The following is a 20,819-nucleotide window of genomic DNA, read 5'->3' on the forward strand; positions in this document are numbered from 1 at the left end:
TGGGGACGGGCCGGAGGGGCCGGGGTGTGGGACGTAAAGCGAAGCAGTCCCACACCCCGGCCCCGCAGGACCGTCACCGCACCCACAACAGCCCAGCCCGCCGCTGGGGGGCACCTCCCACGCCCTTCAGGCAGTGGGGGAGCAACGGCGAGAAACCCCCGCGGCGGGACGGCCAGGCACGCGGGAAGCGCCGCAACGCACGAGAAACCACCGCGGCGCCGCAGACAGGTACGTGGGGGGCGCCGCACAGCGCCGCGGCACAGCGCCACGGCGAGACGCCCCACGGCGGGACGGCCAGCTACGCGGGAAGCGCCGCAACGCACGAGAAACCACCGCGGCGCCGCAGACGGGTACGTGGGGACACCGCGATGCGCACAACCGCAGGAGCCACCTCGAATTGGTCAATATGGGACAATTGCCGCGGCGGGCGCCCAGGGCCGCTAGGTGAGGAGGAGACCATGGCACGTGCAGTGGGTATCGACCTCGGTACGACGAACTCGGTGGTCAGTGTGCTGGAAGGCGGCGAGCCCACGGTGATCACCAATGCCGAGGGGGCCCGCACGACCCCGTCGGTGGTGGGGTTCGCCAAGGGCGGCGAGGTGCTGGTCGGCGAGATCGCCAAGCGGCAGGCCGTGACCAACATCGAGCGCACCGCGCGGTCGGTCAAGCGCCACATGGGCGAGTCGGACTGGCGCTTCCCCGCGAGCGGCGACATCGACGGCAAGCGGTACACCGCCCAGGAGATCTCCGCGCGGGTGCTGCAGAAGCTCAAGCGCGACGCCGAGGACTACCTCGGCGAGGACGTGACGGACGCCGTCGTCACCGTTCCGGCCTACTTCAACGACGCGCAGCGCACCGCCACGAAGGAGGCCGGGGAGATCGCCGGCCTGCGGGTGCTGCGGATCGTCAACGAGCCGACCGCCGCGGCGCTGGCGTACGGCCTGGACAAGGAGAACGACCAGACGATCCTGGTCTTCGACCTCGGCGGCGGCACCTTCGACGTCTCGCTGCTGGAGATCGGCGAGGGCGTGGTCGAGGTCAAGGCCACCAACGGCGACACCCATCTGGGCGGTGACGACTGGGACCAGCGGATCGTCGATCACCTGGCCAAGCAGTTCAAGAACGCGTACGGCATCGACCTGTCGAACGACAAGATGGCCACCCAGCGGCTGCGGGAGGCGGCGGAGAAGGCGAAGATCGAGCTGTCGGCGGCCACCGAGACCACGGTCAACCTGCCGTATCTGAGTGCCTCGGCGGAGGGCCCGCTGCACCTGGACGAGAAGCTCACCCGCTCGCAGTTCCAGCAGCTGACCGCGGACCTCCTGGAGCGCTGCAAGACGCCGTTCCACAACGCGGTGAAGGACGCCGGGATCAAGCTCTCGGACATCAACCACGTGATCCTGGTCGGTGGTTCGACCCGGATGCCCGCGGTGACCGAGCTGGTCAAGGAGCTGACCGGCAAGGACCCGCACAAGGGCGTGAACCCGGACGAGGTCGTGGCCGTGGGTGCCGCGCTGCAGGCCGGTGTCCTCAAGGGTGAGGTCAAGGACGTCCTGCTCCTCGACGTCACCCCGCTGTCCCTCGGTATCGAGACCAAGGGCGGCATCATGACCAAGCTCATCGAGCGGAACACCACGATCCCGACCAAGCGCTCGGAGATCTTCACCACCGCCGAGGACAACCAGGCGTCCGTGCAGATCCAGGTCTACCAGGGCGAGCGCGAGATCGCGGCGTACAACAAGAAGCTCGGGATGTTCCAGCTCACCGGCCTGCCGCCGGCCCCGCGCGGCGTCCCGCAGATCGAGGTCTCCTTCGACATCGACGCCAACGGCATCATGCACGTGACCGCGAAGGACCTCGGCACGGGCAAGGAGCAGAAGATGACCGTCACCGGCGGCTCGTCGCTGCCGAAGGACGACATCGACCGCATGGTCCGCGAGGCCGAGGCCCATGCCGAGGAGGACCGGCAGCGTCGTGAGGCCGCGGAGACCCGCAACCAGGGCGAGCAGCTCGTCTACCAGACCGAGAGGTTCCTCAAGGACAACGAGGGCAAGGTCCCCGGTGAGGTGAAGACCGAGGTCGAGACGGCCATCGGTGAGCTGAAGGAGAAGCTCAAGGGCGAGGACACCGCGGAGATCCGCACCGCCACCGAGAAGGTCGCGGCCGTCTCCCAGAAGCTCGGCCAGGCCATGTACGCCGACGCCCAGGCCGCGCAGGCCGCCGCGGGCGGCGGTGGGGCCTCCGGGGGCGGCGCGGGTGAGCAGGGCCGGTCGGACGCCGCCGACGACGTCGTGGACGCCGAGATCGTCGACGACGACAAGCGGGAGGGAGGCTCACCATGAACCGCCCGACCCGGATCCGTGGTACGTCCCGGCCGCCGCTGGCCATAGTCGGCAGCGGCACGGACCGGACGGACCGGCCGGAACTCGGGCGGCGCGGGCCGGACGCCGGCTCGGGAGGCAGGGCCGGTTCCCCGCCGCCCCGTACCGAGCGGCCCGGCCGGGACACCGGCCCGCCGCCGTCCCGGGTGTCCGAGGAGGCCGGCATGTCGCCGCAGGAGGCGGTGCTCCGCGCCGAGTTGCGGCAACGCACCGCCGAACTGCAGGAACGCACGGCCGATCTGCAGCGCCTCAAGGCCGAGTACGACAACTACCGCAAGCGGGTGCGCCGCGACCGGCTGGCGGTCGGCGAGATCGCCGTGGCCAACGTGCTGGGCCGGCTGCTGCCCGTGCTCGACGCGGTCGAGGAGGCGGCCGGTCAGGGCGAGGTCACCGGTGGCTTCGGGCGGGTCGCCCGGGCGCTGGTGGCCGAGCTGACGGCGCTGGGCCTGACGTCCTTCGGCAGCGTGGGCGACGCCTTCGATCCGGTGATCCACGAGGCCGTCACCTTCACGGCCGTGAGCCGCCCGGAGACCCCCGTGGGTGCCGTCTGCACCGAGGTGCTCCGTCGCGGGTACCTCGTCGGTGACCAGCTGCTCCGCCCCGCGCAGGTGTCGGTCACGGGTGAGCCGCCCGCGGCTCCGGCCCGTCCGTCCTGGTGAGCGCGATCAGGGCGACGTCGTCGCCGAGCGTTCCGCCGACGTACCGCAGCAGGTCGTCGCGGAGGTGGGCCACCAGCGCGTCCGGGTCCCGCTCGGTGCAGACGGCGACCCGGTCGGTCAGCCGGTAGAACGCGCCGGTCGCGTCCCGGGCCTCGATCGCCCCGTCCGTGTACAGCAGGAGCAGATCGCCGGGGGCGAAGCCGAACGTCTCGGCCCGGTAGTCGCTCTCCGAAGAGGCACCGATCCCCAGAGGCAGTGCGGGCTCCGGGACCTCCAGGGGGCGGACCGTGCCCTCCCGGACCAGGAGCGGCGGCGGGTGCCCGCAGTTCACCATGGTGAGGAACGGCTCGTCGTGGTGGACGTCCAGCACCACCGCGGTCACGAAGGACTCCGTGGGCTCGGGATCGTCGGCGGTGAGGTGTGTGGTGTTCCAGTTCACGGAGTTCCCCAGGTGCGCCGCGATGCCCGGCAGGGTGAGGTTGCGGTAGGCGGAGCCCTGGAAGGCGCCGATCAGCACCGCCGCCTCCCCGATGGCGGACAGTCCCTTGCCGCGGACGTCGCCGACGACCAGCCGGGTGGCCCCGGGGGTGGGCACCACCGCGTACAGGTCGCCGCCGATCAGCGCCTCGGCGTCGGCGGCGAGGTAGGTGGCGGCGATCCGCAGCGGGCCGATGCGCGCGGGCAGCGGTGGCATCAGCACCTGCTGCGCCGCGACGGCCACCGACTGCACCTGGCTGAATCGCCGCTGATGCCGGTCCTGGACGTACCGGAAGACGGTGACGAGCACGGAGATCAGGAGCAGGGCGGCGATCTGTGCCTGGTGGTTGGGGGTCGCCAGCCCGCCGTGCAGCGCGCCGATGGCGATCTGGGCCGCCACCGCGAGGGCGCCGACCGCGCCGGTGAGACCGGCCCCGGCGAAGGAGGCGGTGATCGCGGGCGCGGCGACCAGGAACGGGCCGAGGTGGATGTTCGTCGGGGAGGTGATGTCCACGACCGTCACCGCCACGATGATCGACAGCGGGACGACCAGCAGGCCGGGGCTCCACCGCCGGAAGCCGGTGCGCTGGGCGGGACCGTGCCGGAGGGGCATAACTCCTCTCTACACCCGTCCCGCCGTCCATGCCGGGCAACGGAGGGACCCCGGGACCGTGGGTCCCGGGGTCCTGGCCGACGCGGTGCCGCGCCGGCCTCCGCAAGGTCTGCCCTGACGTCTCAGACGTCGCTGGTCTGCACGGTGGCGAGACCGGTCAGCTGCCCGGTGGGCAGGTTCGGGACGAGCGACTGGGCGGTGCCGACGACGTCGCCGATGGCGATCGAGCCACCGTGGCCGGCCACCTCGGCACCGGCGCTGGCGAGACCACCGGAAATGTTGTCCAGCTCGCTGTCGGCAATCTCGCAGGTCTCGACGATGTCACGCATGACGTGCCCTTCCTTCATTACTCTCAATTTTCCTGGCGTACGCCGCACGGAATTCATGCACACCACATGCAAGAAAAATTACGCACGGTCCTGCGGGCAGCAGAGTTCGCCGCCCGATTACCCGGGCCGCGGTGATCATCTCCCGCACCGGAAGGATGCAATCACGCCGATCAAGCGTCAGGCAACCTGCCCCCCACTTTCCTTTCCGGATGTTCACGTTCGCCCTCACAACCCCGCTGAAGTGCAGCTTTGTCAGTCACTGGGTGATGAAACCAGCGAACCGCGCACCCATGGAAGCAACCTCGCGGCAATTACGAAAAGCCACCGCACCCAATGAAAAAGCGTCGCACCCGGCCGCGACTGGACATATCTGCATTTACGCTTCGACGCGGGCCGCAGAGGCCGGGATGACCAGAGATGTCGGGATGTATGACCCGACGGCGCATGCAATTGACCAGGCCGGACGAAATCGGCGCCTTCAGGCGTTCGGCACCTTCGGGCGTCCGGGGCGATTACCGGACCTGGAACCCCGGCAACCCCTCGGGCTCCTCCTCCGTCACCGACACCGCGTCGACGACCGCCGCGGGCGGCCCCTGGTGCGCCCACGCCACCAGCCGGTCCACGCTCTCCGGATCACCCTCGAACACGGCCTCCACCGTCCCGTCCGGAACGTTGCGCACCCAGCCGGCCACGCCCCGCGCCTCGGCCGTACGCCGGCAGGTGTCGCGGAAGAACACCCCTTGCACGGTCCCGGAGACCACCACCCGCCTGCGGATCATCCGTCCTCACCCCTCCTCATGGCTGCCCTCTCGTCGGGTCTGCTCCGCGGTGCCGCGCCAGGACGGCGTACGGCTGACCGCGCGCCCGGCGGCCGCCACCGCCCGCGCGAAACCGATCGCGTCGTGCACGGCCGCGCCGCCCGGGTCGTTGTTGAAGTACGCGTACACCTCGGCCCGCTCCGGCCAGGTGTCGGCGATCCGGCGCGCCCAGGTGGCGAGCGCCTTTCTGCCGTAGCGCGGCCAGGGCTCCGCGCGGCCCTCGTGGAACCGCACGTACCCCCAGTCGGCGGTGCGCCACAGCGGTGCCACCGGACGGGACCCCCGGTCCGCCCAGCACAGCGCCGCGCCCCGGCGCTCCAGCACCGCCCGGACCTCGTCGGTCCACCACGAGTCGTGCCGCGGCTCGACGGCCACCCGCGTACCTGCCGGGAAGCAGCCGAGGCAGGCGTCCAGCAGCCCGGCGTCCCGGCGCAGCGTGGGCGGCAGCTGGAGCAGTACGGGCCCGAGCCGCGGCCCCAGTGCGGCGGCCCGTGACATCAGCCGGTCCACCGGCTCCTCGGGGGTGCGCAGCCGCTTGATGTGCGTCAGGTAGCGGCTCGCTTTGACGGCCATCACGAAGCCGTCCGGGGTCCGGTCCCGCCAGTCGGCGAAGGTCTTCTCCTCGGGCAGCCGGTAGAAGGCCGCATTGCTCTCGACGGTCGCGAACCCTTGCGCGTACTCCTCCAGCCACAGCCGCTGCGGCCGGTCCGGCGGGTAGAGGACACCGCGCCAGTCCTTGTACTGCCATCCGGAGGTTCCGAGGAGGACGGTCATGTCCGGATGCCTGCCCGTTGGGGCGCGCGCCCTATCAGTGCACCCCTCGGCGTCCCCGCCTGCCTCACGGCTCCCGCCCGCGCCGGGACGCCCTTGCGGAGGGCGGTGGTGACGGTCAGTGTGGGGTCCGTGACTTCCTTCGTCCTGCCGCACGCCCTGCACGGCGGGGGCCCGCACAAGGTCATCGCCGTCCACGGGTGGTTCGCCGACCGGTCCGCCTTCGCACCGCTCCTTCCCGACCTCGACCGCGACGCCTTCCAGTACGCACTGGTCGATCTCCGCGGCTACGGCGAGGCGCAGGACGCGGCCGGTGCGTACACCACGGCGGAAGGCGCGGCCGATGTGCTGGCGCTCGCCGACCGGCTGGGCTGGGACCGGTTCTCGGTGGTCGGCCACTCGATGGGCGGCAGCGTCGCCCAGCGGGTGCTGGCCGCGGCGCCGGAGCGGGTCCGGCGGCTGGTCGGCATCTCGCCGGTGCCCGCCTCCGGGCTTCCGCTGCCGCCGGACCAGTGGGCGCTGTTCTCCTCGGCGGCGCACGCCCCGGACAGCCGGCGGACCATCATCGACCTCACGTCCGGCGGCCGGCGCCCCGCCGCCTGGCTGGACCGGATGGTGCGGCGGTCGCTGGAGCGGAGCAACCCGACGGCGTTCCGTACCTGGCTGGACTCCTGGGCCGGTGAGGGTTTCGCCGACGCCGTCGCCGGCTCCCGGGTGCCGGCGCTGGCGGTGACCGGTTCCCTGGACCCCGCGCTCACCGCCGCGCTGACCCGCCGGACATGGCTGCAGTGGTACGCCAACAGCCAGTTGATCGAGCTGTCGGCGGCCGGGCACTACCCGATGGACGAGACGCCGCTGGAGCTGATCCGCGCCGTCGAGGACTTCCTGCGCGCGGACGGCGACAGCGACGGCGACGGGGGCGGGGGCGGCGACTGCGACGGCGACGGGGCCGGGGACGGGGACCGCGACAGGGGCCGCGGGGACGGGGCCTTCGGCGGGCCGGAGGCCGGATGAGTCCTCCGGTGGCCGACGCTCCCCGGATACCCGACGTCTTCGACCCCCGCGGCTATGCGCGGGGGCTGCCGCACGCCGCCTACCGGCTGCTGCGCGATCGCCATCCGGTGGTCCGGCAGGAGGAGCACGAGGTCCTCGGCTGGCCCGCCGGACCCGGGTTCTGGGCGGTCACCCGGCACGCCGACGTCGTCCGGGTCCTGAAGGACGCCCGCACCTTCTCGTCGTATCTGGGCGCCACCCAGATCCGCGATCCGGACCCCGCCGACCTGCCGTTCATCCGGCGCATGATGCTCAATCAGGACGGGCCGGGCCACCAGCGTCTGCGCCGGCTGGTCAGCCGGGCCTTCACCCGCGGGCGGATCGAGCGCTTCGAGACGGTGGTACGCGACCGGGCCCGCGGCCTGCTGACCGCGGCGCTCGACGGCGCGCGCACCGGTGGCGGCGTGGTCGACCTGGTCACCACCGTCACGGACGACTACGCCCTGCTCAACCTCGCCGACCTGCTCGGCGTGCCGCCCGGGGAACGCGGGCAGCTGCTGGACTGGACCCGGCGCGTCATCGGCTACCAGGACCCGGACGAATCCGGTCCGCCGGCGCCCGGCCCGGACGGCCGTCCGGCCGACCCGCGCTCACCGGCGATGCTGCAGGACATGTTCGCGTTCGCGCGGGAGCTGGCCGCCCACAAGCGGCGGCACCCCGGCGACGACGTGATGACGGTCCTCGCCGCGAACCGCGAACTGACCACGCCCGAGCTGGAGATGTTCTTCTTCCTGCTGACCGTCGCGGGGAACGACACGGTGCGCAGTGCCGCCCCGGGCGGCCTGCTGGCCCTGGCCCGGCACCCGGACGCCTACCGCGCACTGCGCGCCGGTACCGTGGCGACGTCCTCGTGCGTGGAGGAGCTGCTGCGCTGGCATCCGCCGGTGCTCAGTTTCCGCCGTACCGCGGCGTGCGACACCGAACTGGCTGGCCGCCTGGTCCGGGCCGGTGACAAGGTGGTCGTCTTCCACGGCTCGGCCAACTACGACGAGCGGGTGTTCGCCGCCCCGCACCGGCTGGACCTCGCCCGGACGCCCAACCCCCATGTGTCCTTCGGCGACGGTCCGCACGTCTGCCTGGGCGCCCATCTCGCCCGGCTGCAACTGCGGGTGCTCTACGAGGAGACCCGTGTTCTGCTGCCCGCCCTGGAACTCGCCGCGCCACCGCGGCACTTGGTGTCGAATTTCATCCACGGCCTCAAGTCCCTGCCGCTGCAGGTCACTTCGCCCGACGGGGATCGACCGCCGGGCTGAGCGCGGCCAGTTCCGGGAGTCTGGCGGCGGTCGCCGCGTCGGAGGGCAGGCAGGAGACGAGGGTGACACCCGGCGCGTCCACGGCCGCGAGCTTGACGTAGTCGAAGGTCAGCCGGCCCAGCGACGGGTGGTCGAACTCCCGGCGCACCGGCCGGAAGTCGGCGACGTCATGGGTCGCCCACCACGTCCTGAACTCCGCGCTGCGCTCGCAGAGTTCGCCGGTCAGCCGGCGGAACTCCGGGTCGCCGGGGTGCCGGTCGGCGCTGGCGCGGTACTGCTCCAGCAGGGCCCGGGCCTGTCCCTCCCAGTCGGCCAGGAGCGTACGGATCCTGGGCCGGGTGAACACCAGGCGCATCAGGTTGCGGTCCGCGGGGTCCCACTGGGCCGGGTCGCCGATGAGACCGGCCTCGGCGCGGTTCCAGGCCAGCAGGTCCCAGTTGGGCGCGAGCAGGTACGCGGGGTGCGGGTCGAGCGCGTCCACCAGGCGCTGCAGGTCCGGCCCGCCGGGCCGGTCGCCGGCCGCCTCGGGCAGCGGCTGCCCGGCCAGGGCGAACAGGTGGCGGGTCTCGGCGGGGGACAGCCGCAGGGCCCGGGCCAGACTGTGCAGCACCTGACGGCTCACGCCGATGTCCCTGGCCTGTTCGAGCCAGGTGTACCAGGTGACGCTGACGCCCGAGAGGACGGCGACCTCCTCGCGGCGCAGCCCGGGCGTACGGCGGCGGGGGCCGGCCGGGAGTCCGGCGTCGCCGGGCGCGACCCGCTCCCGTCGTGAACGGAGGAACTCCGCCAGCACCCGGCGCCGTTCCCGGTCGGCCATCGGATCCCTCTCCCCCGCGCACCGTTCCGTGCGCCCACCGCTTCCCCGTGCCGCGCGGCCGGGCGCCGACGCCCTGATGAGGGGTCGTTCGGCCGACACCGGTACCGCTGCCACCAGGATAATTCGCCTCTGTACGGCCCCTGCGGCCCGGGCCAGGGTCGGGGCATGACTCCTCTCAGGCCGCCGGCCGATCCGGCACCGTCCGCACCCACCGACGCTGCTCCGCACACCGCGGCGGCTTCCCCGCCCGCTCCGTGGCGGGCCCTCTCCGTCGTCCTCACCGGCGTCTTCATGGCCGTGCTCGACACCTTCATCGTGCTGGTGGCGGCGCCCGCCGTGCAGGACGATCTGCGGGCCTCGGACGCCGATGTGCAGCTGATCCTGGCGGGCTATCAACTCACCTACGCGGTCGCGCTGATCACCGGTGCGCGCCTCGGTGACAGGTTCGGCCGCAAGCGCTGTTTCCTCCTCGGGATGGGCCTCTTCACCCTGGCGTCGGTGGGCTGCGCGGCCGCGCCCGGGGCCGGCGCCCTGATCGCGGCCCGGCTCGTCCAGGGGCTCGGCGCCGCGGTGATGTTCCCGCAGGTCTTCTCGACGATCCAGGTGCTGCTGCCGCCCGAGCGGCGGGCCCGGGCCTTCGGTGTGCTGGGCGCGGTGATCGGCACGGCGGGGGTGGCCGGTCAGCTGCTGGGCGGGATCCTGCTCTCCGCCGATCTGTTCGGCGCGTCCTGGCGGCCGATCTTCTGGGTCAACGTTCCGGTCGGGCTGGTGACGCTGGCCCTCGCGGCGGTCTTCCTGCCCGAGTCGCGGGCCCCCGAGGGCCGCCGGGTGGACCTGGCGGGCGTGGCGGTGCTGACCGTGGCGCTGTTCCTCCTGGTCGTGCCCGTGGTGGAGGGCCGGGAGGCCGGCTGGCCCGTGTGGGCGTGGGTCAGCCTGGCCGCGGGGGTGGTCGCCCTGCTCGGCTTCGGTGCCGTGGAACGCCGGGTCGAGGCGCGCGGCCGGTCCCCGCTGGTACGGCCGGGGCTGCTGCGGGAGCGGGCCTTCGCGATCGGGATGCTGCTGGTCCTGCTGGCGTACTCCGGGATCAACTCCTTCTTCCTGGTGCTGTCCCTGACGGTGCAGGACGGGCTGGGGCTGGACGCGCTGGGCGCCGGGGTGTTCTACCTGCCGTTCGCCGCGGGCTTCTTCACCGGGAGCCTGGTGGCGGGGCGCCTGGCCCGGTACGGGAAGCGGCTGCTGCAGGCCGGGGCGCTGGTCCTCGGCCTCGGTCACGCGGTGTCGCTCGGCGTCGTCGTCCTCGCCGGCCCGGCGCTGACGGCCCGGTCGCTGGCCCTGCCGCTGCTCGTCGTGGGCCTGGGGAACGGTGTTCTGGTCACGCCGCTGCTCAACACCGTGCTCGCGCGGATCCGTCCGGCGGAGATCGGGATGGCCTCCGGTGTGCTCTCCACCGGCCAGCAGATCGGCGGCTCGGTCGGGGTCGCGCTGGTCGGCGTGCTGTTCTACGGGACGCTGGGCCGCGCCGCGCGCCATGACGTGGGCGCCTACGGGCACGCCCTGATGGCGGCGCTGCTCTTCGACCTCGCCCTGGCCGTCGCCCTCTCGCTGCTCCTGCGGGTGCTGCCGGACCCGGCGCCGGCCGGCCGGTGAGCCACGGCCCGGCCGGCGGCGTCGCGGGTCAGTGCGTGGCGAGGCGGGCGGAGACGCAGGGGTCCTCGTTGCGGTAGCCGAGGCGGGTGTAGAGCCGGTCGGCGGGCGCGTTGTCGGCGAGCTGCCACAGCGTGCAGTAGCCGTGCCGGCGCACCGCGTACCGGGTCAGCCAGGCGGTCAGTGCCGCGCCGAGGCCCTGGCCGCGCTGCGCGGCGTCGGTGGCGACGGAGGCCATGAGCGGGGCGCCGGTGTCCCGCAGACTGCTCATGGCGCCGCAGGCCACGAGGTTCCCGTCGGCGCCGCGGATGCCCGCCCAGAGGCTGACGCCCGAGGAGCCGGGCCCGGTGGAGTGGGCCGGGCTGTGCACGCCGAGGAAGGCGAGCAGCTCGTCGTGGTGGGTCTCGTCGAGCATGACCACCCGCTCCTCCCCGCGCTGGACGGGCGGCTCCTGAAGTGTCCAGCGGAAGACCCACTCGACGACATCGGTCACCGGGAGGTGGCGGCCGACCAGGGCGTTTGTGCCGCGCGGGCCGGTGAACTCGCGGACCCGGTCGGGCAGGCCCAGCGCGGCGCGCAGCACCAGGCCAGCCGCGGCCTCCGGTTCGCCGACGCTCCACACGTGCCCGCGGGTGTCGTCGAGCCAGGCCGCGGCGCCGTCGCCGGACCAGGCGGGCCGGCCGTCCGCTCGCTGTCGTGCGGCGCCGAAGCGCAGCAGGGCGGAACCGGTCCGGTGCTCCAGGCCCTGGTCGAACAGATCGGTGGCCCGGGGGACGAGGGTCGTTGCCAGCATCGCTCTCAGGGGGACGTACGGACACGGGGAGGCGGCGGCGCCGGTGTCCGCGCCGGGGCGCGGCCGGAACCGTCCGTGAGGGGTGGGGGGAGCCCGGCGGCGGCAGCGCACGGGGCGGGCCCGGCCGACCGGACGGCCCACTGTCGCACACCGCCCCGGGCCGGACGCAAATCCGCTTCCGCGCCGGGCCGCGGCCGGTCAGCGCAGGGCCAGTTCCGCCCAGATGATCTTGCCTTCGGAGGTGTAACGGGTGCCCCAGCGCCCGGCCATCCGGGCGACGAGGAAGAGCCCGCGGCCGCCCTCGTCCTCGCCCGCGGCGAACCGGAGATGCGGGGCGGTGCTGCTGCTGTCGGAGACCTCGCAGATCAGCGTGCGGTCGTACAGCAGGCGGACGCCGATCGGGCCGGAGGCGTAGACGATGGCGTTGGTGACCAGCTCACTGAGGATGAGCTCGGTGGTGAAGACCTCTTCCTCCAGGCCCCATTCCATCAGCTGCCGGGTGAGGTTCGCCCGGGCCTCGGCGACGGCCGCGGGGTCGGCGGGGACCTCCCACTCGGCGATGCGGTCGGGCGGCAGCAGACGGGTGCGCGCCACGAGGAGGGCGATGTCGTCGCGCTGCCGGTCGGGGAGCAGGGCGCCGAGCACGGCGTCGCAGGTCTCCTGGGGCGTCCGGTCGCTTTGCGCCAGTGCCGTGGCGAGCTGGTGCATGCCGGTGTCGATGTCGTGGTTGCGGTCCTCCACCAGGCCGTCGGTGTAGAGGACCAGGTTGCTGCCCTCGGGCAGCTGCAGCTCCACCGCTTCGAAGGGCAGGCCGCCGATGCCGAGCGGCGGGCTGGCCGGGAGGTCCGGGTACGCGACGGTGCCGTCCGGGTGGACGAGGGCCGGCGGGAGGTGGCCGGCGCGGGCCAGTGTGCAGCGGCCGGAGGACGGGTCGTAGATGGCGTAGAGGCAGGTGGCGCCGGCGACCGTGGCCTCGTCGTTCGCCGCGGTGGCCTCGTCGTCGATGCGGTTGACCAGTTCGTCCAGGAAGCCGAGGAGCTCGTCGGGCGGCAGGTCGAGGGTGGAGAAGTTCTGCACCGCGGTACGCAGCCGGCCCATGGTCGCCGCGGCGTGCAGCCCGTGCCCGACGACGTCGCCGACGACCAGCGCGACCCGGGCGCCGGGGAGCGGGATCACATCGAACCAGTCGCCGCCCACCCCGGTCTGTGCGGGCAGGTAGCGGTGGGCGAGGTCGAGGGCGCTCTGTTCGGGCAGACCGCGCGGCAGCAGGCTCTCCTGCAGGGTGACGGCCATGGCGTGCTCACGGGTGAAGCGCCGCGCGTTGTCGATGCACACGGCGGCGCGGGCCGCCATCTCCTCGGCCAGCGACAGCTCCCCCTCCTCGAAGGGCCGCTCCAGGGAGCGCCAGAAGTTGACGATGCCCATCCGGACGCCGCGGGCCTGGAGCGGAACGGTGATCAGGGATTCACAGCCGTGGCTTGCGACCAGTTCCAGCCGCCCCGGGTCGTCGGGGTACCAGTCGCCGGCTGCCCGCACATCGGGCACGAGCACGGACTGGCCGCTGACGAATCCGGTGGCCATCGGGGTCTGCGAGATGTAGGTGTGCACCTCGCCCGGCCGGTAGAGGGGGTGGTCGTCGCGGATCCCGGCGACCGCCACCCGGCGCAGCTCCGGCGCCTCGCGGTACGAGCCCACCGGTGGCTCCCCGCCGCTCAGCACGGCTTCGGCCAGGTCGACGCTGGCGTAGTCGGCGAACCACCGCACCGCGACCTGGGTCAGCTCCTCGGCGGTGCGCGGTACGTCGAGGGTGGTGCCGATGGCCACGCTCGCCTCGTACAGCAGCCGCAGCCGGTTCTGGGTGACCTCCGCCTTCCCTGCGAGGGCGAGCAGATCGGTGGAGTCCCGCAGCGTGGCGACGCTGCCGGGCGGGCCGCCCTGGCGGTCGGTGGTCCGGATGTTCAGCGCGAGCAGCCGTTCGTTGACCGGCAGCACCTCGTCGGAGACCGCCTGCCCGGGCGTGAGCACTTCGGTGAGCCGGGAATCGAGGCCGAGGCAGGCGAGGCGCTGTCCCTCGGCGTCCGCGGGCAGGCCCAGCAGCTTGCGGGCCTCGTCGTTCGCCAGCAGGACCCGCCCGTCCGCGTCGAGGATCAGCACCCCCTCGCGCACGGCGTGCAGCACGGCGTCGTGGTGCTCGTACATCCGGGTCATCTCGGCCGGGCCGAGCCCCCGGGTCTGGCGGCGCAGCCGGCGGCTGACCAGTGCGGTGCCGGCCGTGGTGAGGGCGAGCGCGGCACCGCCGGCCCCGAGGACGACGGGCAGCTGCCGGTCGACGGCGCTGCTGACCCGGCTGACCCGCATGCCGGAGCTCACCAGGGCCACCACACGGCCTTTGGCGTCCCTCACCGGGACCGTCGCCTGCACCTCGTGGCCGAGCGGCCCGTAGACGCTCTCGATGGTGGTACGGCCGGCCAGGGACGGCTTGATGGTGCCGACGAACTTCTTGCCGATCCGGCTGGGGATCGGGTGGGTGTAGCGGATCCCGTTGCGGTCCATGACGACGATGAAGTCCACGCCGCCGCGCTTGCGGGCGTCCTCGGTCAGCGGCTGGAGCACCGCGCTCGCGCCCGGATGGCCCTTCTTCAGCACGGTGGGCAGGCCGGGGGCGTGCGCGAAGGACTCGGCGGAGGCGAGCGAGCGGTCCCGGGCGCCCTGGAACCGGTCGCTGCGCGCCTGGACCAGCAGGGTGATCACCGCGGCCACGACGAGCAGCAGCACGATCAGCACCTGCAGGAGGAACATCTGCCCGGCGACGCTGTGCACGTCCACCAGGCCGTGCAGGCGCTGGGTCAGGCGTTTCGGCGGGCCGCCGCCCCGCGCCCGCCGGCCGTTGTCGCCCGGGCGCCGACCGGTGGGCCTGCGCCCCGGAGCGAACCACGGAAAGCGGCCGGAAATTCGGGCCATGCTCCATATGTACCTCGCCCGGCAAGGTGGCCGGTACGCACCACGCTGAGATATCGCATGACTGTACGGCGGTGACCCGGCCCACCCGGGTGAAGTTCCGGCCCCCGACAGCTGCGCTCAGCCGGCCAGCTCCCCCAGGAATGCCCAGGTCCGGCGCCGGGCGGCGTCCCCGGCGAGCTCCGTGCCGGAGAGGACCACCTCCGTCGCCCCGGCGTCCCGGTAGCGCCGTATTTCCGCGGCGACCGTCCGCTCATCGCCGATCACGGCCACGTCGGCCGCCCGCCGGCCGCCGGAGAGCTCGATGACCCGGGCGTAGGACGGGATCTGCTCGTAGAAGGCGAGCTGCTCGGTGAACGTCTGCCGCGCCGCGTCGGTGTCGTCGGTGACCAGGCCGGGTACCAGCGCCACGATCCGGGGCGCGGGCCGGCCGGCGGCCTCCGCCGCCGCGGTGACGGCCGGGACGATCTGCTCGGCCAGCGCGCGGGGTCCGGCGAGGTACGGCAGGATCCCGTCGGCCAGCTCACCGCTGACCCGCAGGGCCTGCGGGCCCATCGCGGCGACGAGCAGCGGCACGCCCGCCTCGGCGCCCGGCACCCGCGCGGGGATCGGGGTGGCGGCGGTCAGCAGCTCGCCGTGGAAGTCGGCGCTGCCGGTCTCGGTCAGCTGGCGCAGCGCGGTGAGGAATTCCCGCAGCCGGGCGACCGGCCGCTCGAAGGGGAGCCCGAAGCCGGACTCGGTGAGGAGTTTGGTGCCGAGGGCCAGCCCGAGGTGGTAGCGGCCGTGCGTGGCCGCCTGGGCGGTCAGCGCCTGGCTGGAGACCACCAGCGGGTGGCGGCCGAAGACGGGGATCGCGGAGGTGCCCACCTGGAGCCCCGGGACCTCGCGCCCGACGATCGCCGCGAGCTGGGGCGAGTCCGCTCCGAAGGTCTGGCCGAACCAGGCGGACCGCAGCCCCGCGTCCGCCGCCTCCGTGGCGAGCCGGACGGTGGCGTCGATCTGGTTGTCGGGGTCGGTCGCGTTGAGTGCTACTCCGATGGTCATGTTCGTGGGGAACAAAGGGAGTTGGCGGGTCATTCCGGCGCGGGTGTGACGGTTCCCTGCCGTCCGGGTGACCTCCTTCCGCTGTGTGGCCGGCGGGCTGCGGGGAAGGGCCTCAATCAGGCCGCGGTGGTCGAGCCGGGCGGGCCGGTGCCCGGGCCGGCGGGGTCGCGGTGGATCGGGGTGCCGGAGCCGGTCAGCGGACGGCCCGTACCGCCGCGCCGGGCCGCGACGATCTCGGCGGCGATGGACAGGGCGGTCTCCTCGGGCGTACGGGCGCCGAGGTCGAGGCCGATCGGTGAGTGCAGCCGGGCCAGCTCGCGGTCGGTGAGGCCGGCCTCGCGGAGTCTTCGGTCGCGGTCGTCGTGGGTCCGGCGGGATCCCATCGCGCCGACGAACGCGACCGGCAGCCGCAGCGCCACCTCCAGCAGCGGGATGTCGAACTTGGCGTCGTGGGTGAGTACGCACAGGGCCGTCCGGCCGTCGGTCGCGGTGCGCCGGAGGTAGCGGTGCGGCCAGTCGACCACGATCTCGTCGGCCTCCGGGAAGCGGGCCCGCGTGGCGAAGACGGGGCGGGCGTCGCAGACGGTGACGTGGTAGCCGAGGAACGTGCCGGTGCGCACCAGGGCCGCGGCGAAGTCGACCGCGCCGAAGACGATCATGCGGGGCGGCGGTACGTTCGCCTCCACGAACAGCGTCAGCTCCGCCTCGCAGCGGGTGCCGCCCGCCGAGACGTCGAAGCTGCCGGTGCGGCCCGCGTCCAGCATGGCGCGGGACTCGCCCCGTGCCGTCCGGTCCAGGTCCGGCCCGCCGCCGAGGCCGCCTTCGTGGGTGCCGTCGGGGCGGACGAGCAGTGCCCGGCCGAGGAGATCGGCCGGGCCCCGGACCACCCGGGCCAGGGCCGCCGCCTCACCGCGGGCGGCGGCCGCCAGCGCGGCGGCGAACACCGGCCGGTCCGGGGCGTCCGCGGTCACCGGCGTGACCAGGACGTCGATCGTTCCGCCGCAGGTCAGGCCGACCGCGAAGGCGTCCTCGGTGCTGTATCCGAAGCGTTCGCGGACGGTCGTGCCGTCCTTGAGCGCCTGGGCGCACAGGTCGTAGACCGCCGCCTCCACGCACCCGCCGGAGACCGAACCGATGGCCGTGCCCCGGCTGTCGACGGCGAGGGCGGCGCCGGGGCTGCGCGGGGCGCTGCCGCCGACGCCCACGACCGTGGCGACGGCGAACTCCCGGCCCTCCGCGGTCCACCGGTTCAGCTCATCGGCGATGTCCAGCATCCCGCTCTCCCACGCTTCCTCGTCCGGTCCCCGCCTGCAGGACCCGGTCCGGCCGGATCGGCAGCTGCCGGTGCCGTACACCGGTCGCGTGCCAGACCGCGTTGGCGACGGCCGCCGCGGCGCCGACGATGCCGATCTCGCCGATCCCCTTGATCCCCACCGGGTCGTCCGGGTCGGGATCGTCCACCCAGTCCGCCTCGACGAGCGGTACGTCGGCGTGCGTGGCGACGTGGTAGCCGGCGAGGTCGGGGCCGACGTGGCCGCCCGAGGCGCGGTCCCGGACCGCCTCCTCGTGCAGGGCCATGGAGATGCCCCAGATCATGCCACCGACGAACTGGTTGCGCGCGGTGAGGGGATTGACGATCCGGCCCGCCGCGAAGATGCCGAGCATCCGCCGTACCCGCACCTCGCCGGTGGTGACGTCCACGGCGACCTCGGCGAACTGGGCACCGAAGGAGTGCCGTTCCTTGCGTGCGAGGGCGCCGATCGCCGCGGTGGTGTCCGACCGTACGGTGATGCCCTCCGGCGGGATGTCCGCGCCCAGTGCGAGCCGCTCGCGCAGCTCCCCTGCCGCGGCCATCACCGCCCAGGACCAGGAGCGGGTGCCCATCGAGCCGCCGGCGATCATCGCCGGGCCGAAGTCGCTGTCCCCGATGCGCACCCGCACGCGGTCCGGCGGCACCTCCAGGGCGTCGGCGGCGACCAGGGTGAGCGCGGTGCGCGCGCCGGTGCCGATGTCCGCCGCCGCGATCCGTACGGTGAAGGTGCCGTCCGCCTCGGCCGTCAGGACCGCCGTGGAGGGGGCGGCTCCCGCGCTGAAGGAGGCCGCGGCCGTGCCCGTGCCGAGCAGCCAGCGCCCGTCACGGCGGAGTCCCGGACGCGGGTCCCGGTCGGCCCAGCCGAACCGACGGGCGCCCTCCTCGAAACAGGCGCGCAGATTGCGGCTGCTGAACGGGAGTCCGGAGACCGGACCCTTCTCGGGTTCGTTGCGCAGGCGCAGCTCGATCGGGTCGATCCCGCACTTCTCGGCGAGCTCGTCGAGCGCCGCCTCCAGGGCGAACGACCCGGGCGCCTCGCCCGGTGCGCGCATGAACGTCGGCGTCGGCACGTCGAGCCGCACGACCGTGTTGGTGGTGTGGTGGGCGTCCGCGTCGTACATCACCCGGGCCACCGCGGCGCTCGGTTCGATGAACTCGTGCACGGTCGAGGTCAGGCTCAGGGAGCGGTGCTCCAGTGCGCGCAGCCGCCCGTCGGCGTCGGCGCCGAGCCTGATCCGCTGGATGGTGGGGCTGCGGTATCCGGCCAGCGAGAACATCTGACGGCGGGTCAGGACCACGCGTACGGGGCGCTGGAGGACGGTGGCGGCCATCACGGCGGCCACCTGGTGTGCGCGCAGGCCCTTGCTGCCGAAGCCGCCGCCGACGTGCTCGGACCGCACCCGCACCGCGGAGGGGTCGAGCGAGAACAGTTTGGCGAGCTCTCCGACGACCCAGGTGGCACCCTGGTTGGAGTCGACGACCTCCAGCCGCCCGCCGTCCCAGCGGGCCGTCGCCGCGTGGGGCTCCATGGGGTTGTGGTGCTCTTCGGGCGTGGTGTACTCGGCGTCCAGGACGATGGCGGACGCGGTGAGTTCGGCGTCCAGATCGCCCTTCTCCGCCACCGCCGGCAGATGGCCGTCCAGCGGGTAGGCGTCCGGGTGCCCGCCGGCGAAGTCGATGTCGTGCGGCTCCTGGTCGTAGTGCACCACCAGTGCTTCGGCGGCCTCCCTGGCCTGCTCGGACGTCTCGGCGACGACGAGCGCCACCGGCCAGCCCAGGCTCGGCACCCGGTCGTGCTGGAACACCGCGCAGGTCGGGTCCGGGGCCCCCAGCATGCCGACGTAGTCGGTGTCGACGCGCGGGGCGTTGCCGTGGTGCAGCACGGTGAGCACACCGGGCATCGCCAGGACGGGGCCGGACTCCACCGAGCGGATCCGGCCGCGGGCGATGGCGGACAGCACCAGCCAGCCGTGGGCGAGCTCGGCGAACGGGATCTCGCCGGCGTAGCGCGCCGCGCCGGTGACCTTGGCCAGGCCCTCCACGCGGGTGTGCGCGGTGCCGACGGCCCCCCGCACCGCGGTGGTCTGCGTCGTCGTCGTGGTCATCGCGCGGCCTCCTCGGCGAGCTCGGTCAGCAGGGCGACGACGAGATTGCGCATCAGCGTCACCTTGTATGCGTTGTGGGGCAGCGCCTCGGCGGCTGCGAGTTCGGCGTCCGCGGCGGCGGCGAAGGCCTCGGCGCCGGCCGGTCCCCCGGTCAGCACCCGCTCGGCCGCCAGGGCCCGCCACGGCCGCGACGCCACCGCCCCGAAGGCGAGGCGGACGTCGCGTACGACTCCGTCGCGGACGTCGAGGGCGGCGGCGACCGAGCCGATCGCGAAGGCGTACGACGCGCGCTCCCGCACCTTGCGGTAGCGCGAGGCGGCGGCGGCCGGCAGCGGCGGCAGGGTGACAGCGGTGATCAGCGCCCCGGACGGCAGGGCGGTCTCGCGGTGCGGGGTGTCCCCCACGGGCAGATAGAACTCCGCCAGCGGCAACTCCCCCGGACCGTCCGCCGTTTCGTAGTGGACGACGGCGTCGAAGGCGGCCAGCGCCACCGCCATGTCCGAGGGGTGGACGGCGACGCAGTGCGGGGAGGCACCGAGGATGGCGTGGTTGTGGTGCTCCCCCTCGATGGCGGGGCAACCGCTGCCGGGCACCCGCTTGTTGCACGGCCGGGCGAGGTCCGTGAAGTACCCGCAGCGCGTCCGTTGCAGCAGGTTCCCGCCGACGGTGGCCATGTTGCGCAACTGGCCCGAGGCACCGGCGAGCACGGCCTGGGCCAGCGCCGGGTAGCGCCGCCGCACTTCAGGATGGGCGGCCAGATCGCTGTTGGTCACCGTGGCCCCGATCCGCAGCCCGCCCTCCTCCGTCAACTCGATTTCCCCCAAGGGGAGTTCACGCACGTCGACGAGCAGCCCGGGTCGCTCCACCCCGGCCTTCATCAGGTCGACGAGGTTGGTGCCACCGCCGAGGAACCGCGCCTCGGGATCGGCTCCGAGCAGCGCGACCGCGCCGGACACATCGAACGCCCGCCGATAACCGAACTCCCTCATGCCGTTCCCTCCGCACCCGACGCACCCGCTTCGAGCCCCTGCGGCTCGACCGCCCGGGTCTCGGTCTTCCGCATTTCAGTTCCTTGCGCCGGTCCGGCGTCGTGCGCGGCTGCCGCCCGCGCGACGGCCTGGACGATCGACACATACGCCCCGCAGCGGCAGAGGTTGCCGCTCATCCGCTCCCGGATCTCGTCGGGTGTCAAGGGCGGAACGCCCGCCTCCGGCCGCACCTCGGCACTCGCCGCGCTCGGCCAGCCGGCCGCGTGCTCCTCGATCACCGCGATCGCGGAACATATCTGTCCCGGTGTGCAGTACCCGCACTGATAGCCGTCGAGGTCGAGGAAGGCCTGCTGCACCGGATGGAGGGTCTCACCGTCCGCCACACCTTCGATCGTGGTGATCTCCCGCCCCTCGGCGGCCACCGCGAGCTGAAGGCAGGAGACTGCTCTGCGCCCGTCGATCAGCACCGTACAAGCACCGCATTGGCCCTGGTCACAACCTTTTTTGGCGCCCGTCAGATCGAGCCGCTCGCGCAGCGCGTCGAGCAGCGTGGTGCGGTGGTCGACGGGCAGCGCATGCTTCTCGCCGTTGATGTTCAAGGTGATGGCACTGGACGTCGGTAGGGCCATGATCAGCCTTCTTTCGCGGGTGGCTTTCGCGTATGCGAGGCGCGCGATGCACGAAACAGGGGGAGGGGCAGGGCATGCGGGTACGTCGATACGTCAGGGAAGACATCGGGTGCGGCGCGATGCGGTGCAGGGCAGGACAGGGCGATGGTGCGATGCGATGCGGCCCATACGTGC

At 73.3% G+C, this 20,819-nt stretch carries 17 protein-coding genes; 5 read left to right on the plus strand and 12 right to left on the minus strand.

All coding sequences use genetic code 11. The annotated features are described in order from the left end of the window. Positions 1-458 precede the first annotated feature (458 nt). Entirely contained in the window at positions 459-2,342 is a 1,884-nt protein-coding gene (gene dnaK / locus AB0G35_RS22290; RefSeq protein WP_360952071.1) for a molecular chaperone DnaK, read from the plus strand. Next, positions 2,339-3,040 carry a nucleotide exchange factor GrpE gene (gene grpE, locus AB0G35_RS22295; protein ID WP_360952074.1) on the plus strand — a complete coding sequence of 234 codons (702 nt, stop codon included), beginning with the start codon at positions 2,339-2,341 and terminating at the stop codon, positions 3,038-3,040. The genes dnaK and grpE overlap by 4 nt, the downstream gene beginning before the upstream one ends. Here grpE and AB0G35_RS22300 read toward each other — a convergent pair. The 4 genes from AB0G35_RS22300 to AB0G35_RS22315 all read right to left on the minus strand — a co-directional run bounded on the left by AB0G35_RS22300 (position 2,997) and on the right by AB0G35_RS22315 (position 6,051). Further along, a complete protein-coding gene (locus AB0G35_RS22300) occupies positions 2,997-4,130 on the minus strand; it encodes a PP2C family protein-serine/threonine phosphatase (protein WP_360952077.1) in 1,134 nt (377 codons plus the stop codon). The genes grpE and AB0G35_RS22300 overlap by 44 nt on opposite strands. A gap of 122 nt (positions 4,131-4,252) precedes the next feature. Next, positions 4,253-4,459, minus strand: a complete 207-nt coding sequence (locus AB0G35_RS22305; RefSeq protein ID WP_360952080.1) for a hypothetical protein — start codon at positions 4,457-4,459, stop codon at positions 4,253-4,255. A 512-nt stretch (positions 4,460-4,971) separates the two neighbouring features. After that, entirely contained in the window at positions 4,972-5,238 is a 267-nt protein-coding gene (locus AB0G35_RS22310) for an acylphosphatase (RefSeq protein WP_360952083.1), read from the minus strand. A 6-nt stretch (positions 5,239-5,244) separates the two neighbouring features. Further along, the gene (locus AB0G35_RS22315; RefSeq protein ID WP_360952086.1) at positions 5,245-6,051 is read right to left on the minus strand and encodes a DUF72 domain-containing protein; all 807 of its coding nucleotides are present in this window, start codon (positions 6,049-6,051) and stop codon (positions 5,245-5,247) included. A gap of 129 nt (positions 6,052-6,180) precedes the next feature. Here AB0G35_RS22315 and AB0G35_RS22320 point away from each other — a divergent pair, with 129 nt between their 5' ends. Together AB0G35_RS22320 and AB0G35_RS22325 are read left to right on the plus strand one after the other, a co-directional pair. Beyond that, positions 6,181-7,062 (plus strand): alpha/beta hydrolase, encoded by an 882-nt coding sequence (locus tag AB0G35_RS22320; RefSeq protein WP_360952089.1) that lies wholly within the window; start codon positions 6,181-6,183, stop codon positions 7,060-7,062. Then, positions 7,059-8,354 (plus strand): cytochrome P450, encoded by a 1,296-nt coding sequence (locus tag AB0G35_RS22325; RefSeq protein WP_360952092.1) that lies wholly within the window; start codon positions 7,059-7,061, stop codon positions 8,352-8,354. The genes AB0G35_RS22320 and AB0G35_RS22325 overlap by 4 nt, the downstream gene beginning before the upstream one ends. On the opposite strand, the gene AB0G35_RS22330 is transcribed toward AB0G35_RS22325, so the two are convergent. After that, on the minus strand, positions 8,320-9,171 hold the full coding sequence (locus tag AB0G35_RS22330; protein WP_360952095.1) for a helix-turn-helix transcriptional regulator: 852 nt from the start codon (positions 9,169-9,171) through the stop codon (positions 8,320-8,322). The genes AB0G35_RS22325 and AB0G35_RS22330 overlap by 35 nt on opposite strands. Positions 9,172-9,336: 165 nt before the next feature. On the opposite strand from AB0G35_RS22330, the gene AB0G35_RS22335 reads away from it, so the two are divergent. Beyond that, a complete protein-coding gene (locus tag AB0G35_RS22335) occupies positions 9,337-10,818 on the plus strand; it encodes an MFS transporter (protein ID WP_360952098.1) in 1,482 nt (493 codons plus the stop codon). Between the two features lie 28 nt (positions 10,819-10,846). Here the strand turns inward: AB0G35_RS22335 and AB0G35_RS22340 are convergent, their stop codons facing one another. From AB0G35_RS22340 to AB0G35_RS22370, 7 genes are all read right to left on the minus strand, one after another. Continuing rightward, positions 10,847-11,608 (minus strand): GNAT family N-acetyltransferase, encoded by a 762-nt coding sequence (locus AB0G35_RS22340; protein WP_360952101.1) that lies wholly within the window; start codon positions 11,606-11,608, stop codon positions 10,847-10,849. Between the two features lie 198 nt (positions 11,609-11,806). Then, the gene (locus AB0G35_RS22345) at positions 11,807-14,407 is read right to left on the minus strand and encodes a SpoIIE family protein phosphatase (protein WP_360952335.1); all 2,601 of its coding nucleotides are present in this window, start codon (positions 14,405-14,407) and stop codon (positions 11,807-11,809) included. A 279-nt stretch (positions 14,408-14,686) separates the two neighbouring features. Next, entirely contained in the window at positions 14,687-15,610 is a 924-nt protein-coding gene (locus AB0G35_RS22350) for an LLM class F420-dependent oxidoreductase (protein ID WP_360952104.1), read from the minus strand. Positions 15,611-15,726: 116 nt separating this feature from the next. Next, positions 15,727-16,884, minus strand: a complete 1,158-nt coding sequence (locus AB0G35_RS22355; protein WP_360952107.1) for an XdhC/CoxI family protein — start codon at positions 16,882-16,884, stop codon at positions 15,727-15,729. After that, positions 16,865-19,027, minus strand: a complete 2,163-nt coding sequence (locus AB0G35_RS22360; RefSeq protein ID WP_360952110.1) for a xanthine dehydrogenase family protein molybdopterin-binding subunit — start codon at positions 19,025-19,027, stop codon at positions 16,865-16,867. The genes AB0G35_RS22355 and AB0G35_RS22360 overlap by 20 nt, the downstream gene beginning before the upstream one ends. After that, complete coding sequence (locus tag AB0G35_RS22365) at positions 19,024-20,016, minus strand: xanthine dehydrogenase family protein subunit M (protein ID WP_360952113.1); 993 nt, start codon at positions 20,014-20,016, stop codon at positions 19,024-19,026. Before AB0G35_RS22365 ends, AB0G35_RS22360 begins: the two co-directional genes overlap by 4 nt. Further along, complete coding sequence (locus AB0G35_RS22370; protein ID WP_360952116.1) at positions 20,013-20,645, minus strand: 2Fe-2S iron-sulfur cluster-binding protein; 633 nt, start codon at positions 20,643-20,645, stop codon at positions 20,013-20,015. Before AB0G35_RS22370 ends, AB0G35_RS22365 begins: the two co-directional genes overlap by 4 nt. Between the last annotated feature and the right edge of the window lie 174 nt (positions 20,646-20,819).

This window comes from Streptomyces sp. NPDC021749 (assembly GCF_040640655.1).
Lineage (GTDB): Bacteria > Actinomycetota > Actinomycetes > Streptomycetales > Streptomycetaceae > Streptomyces.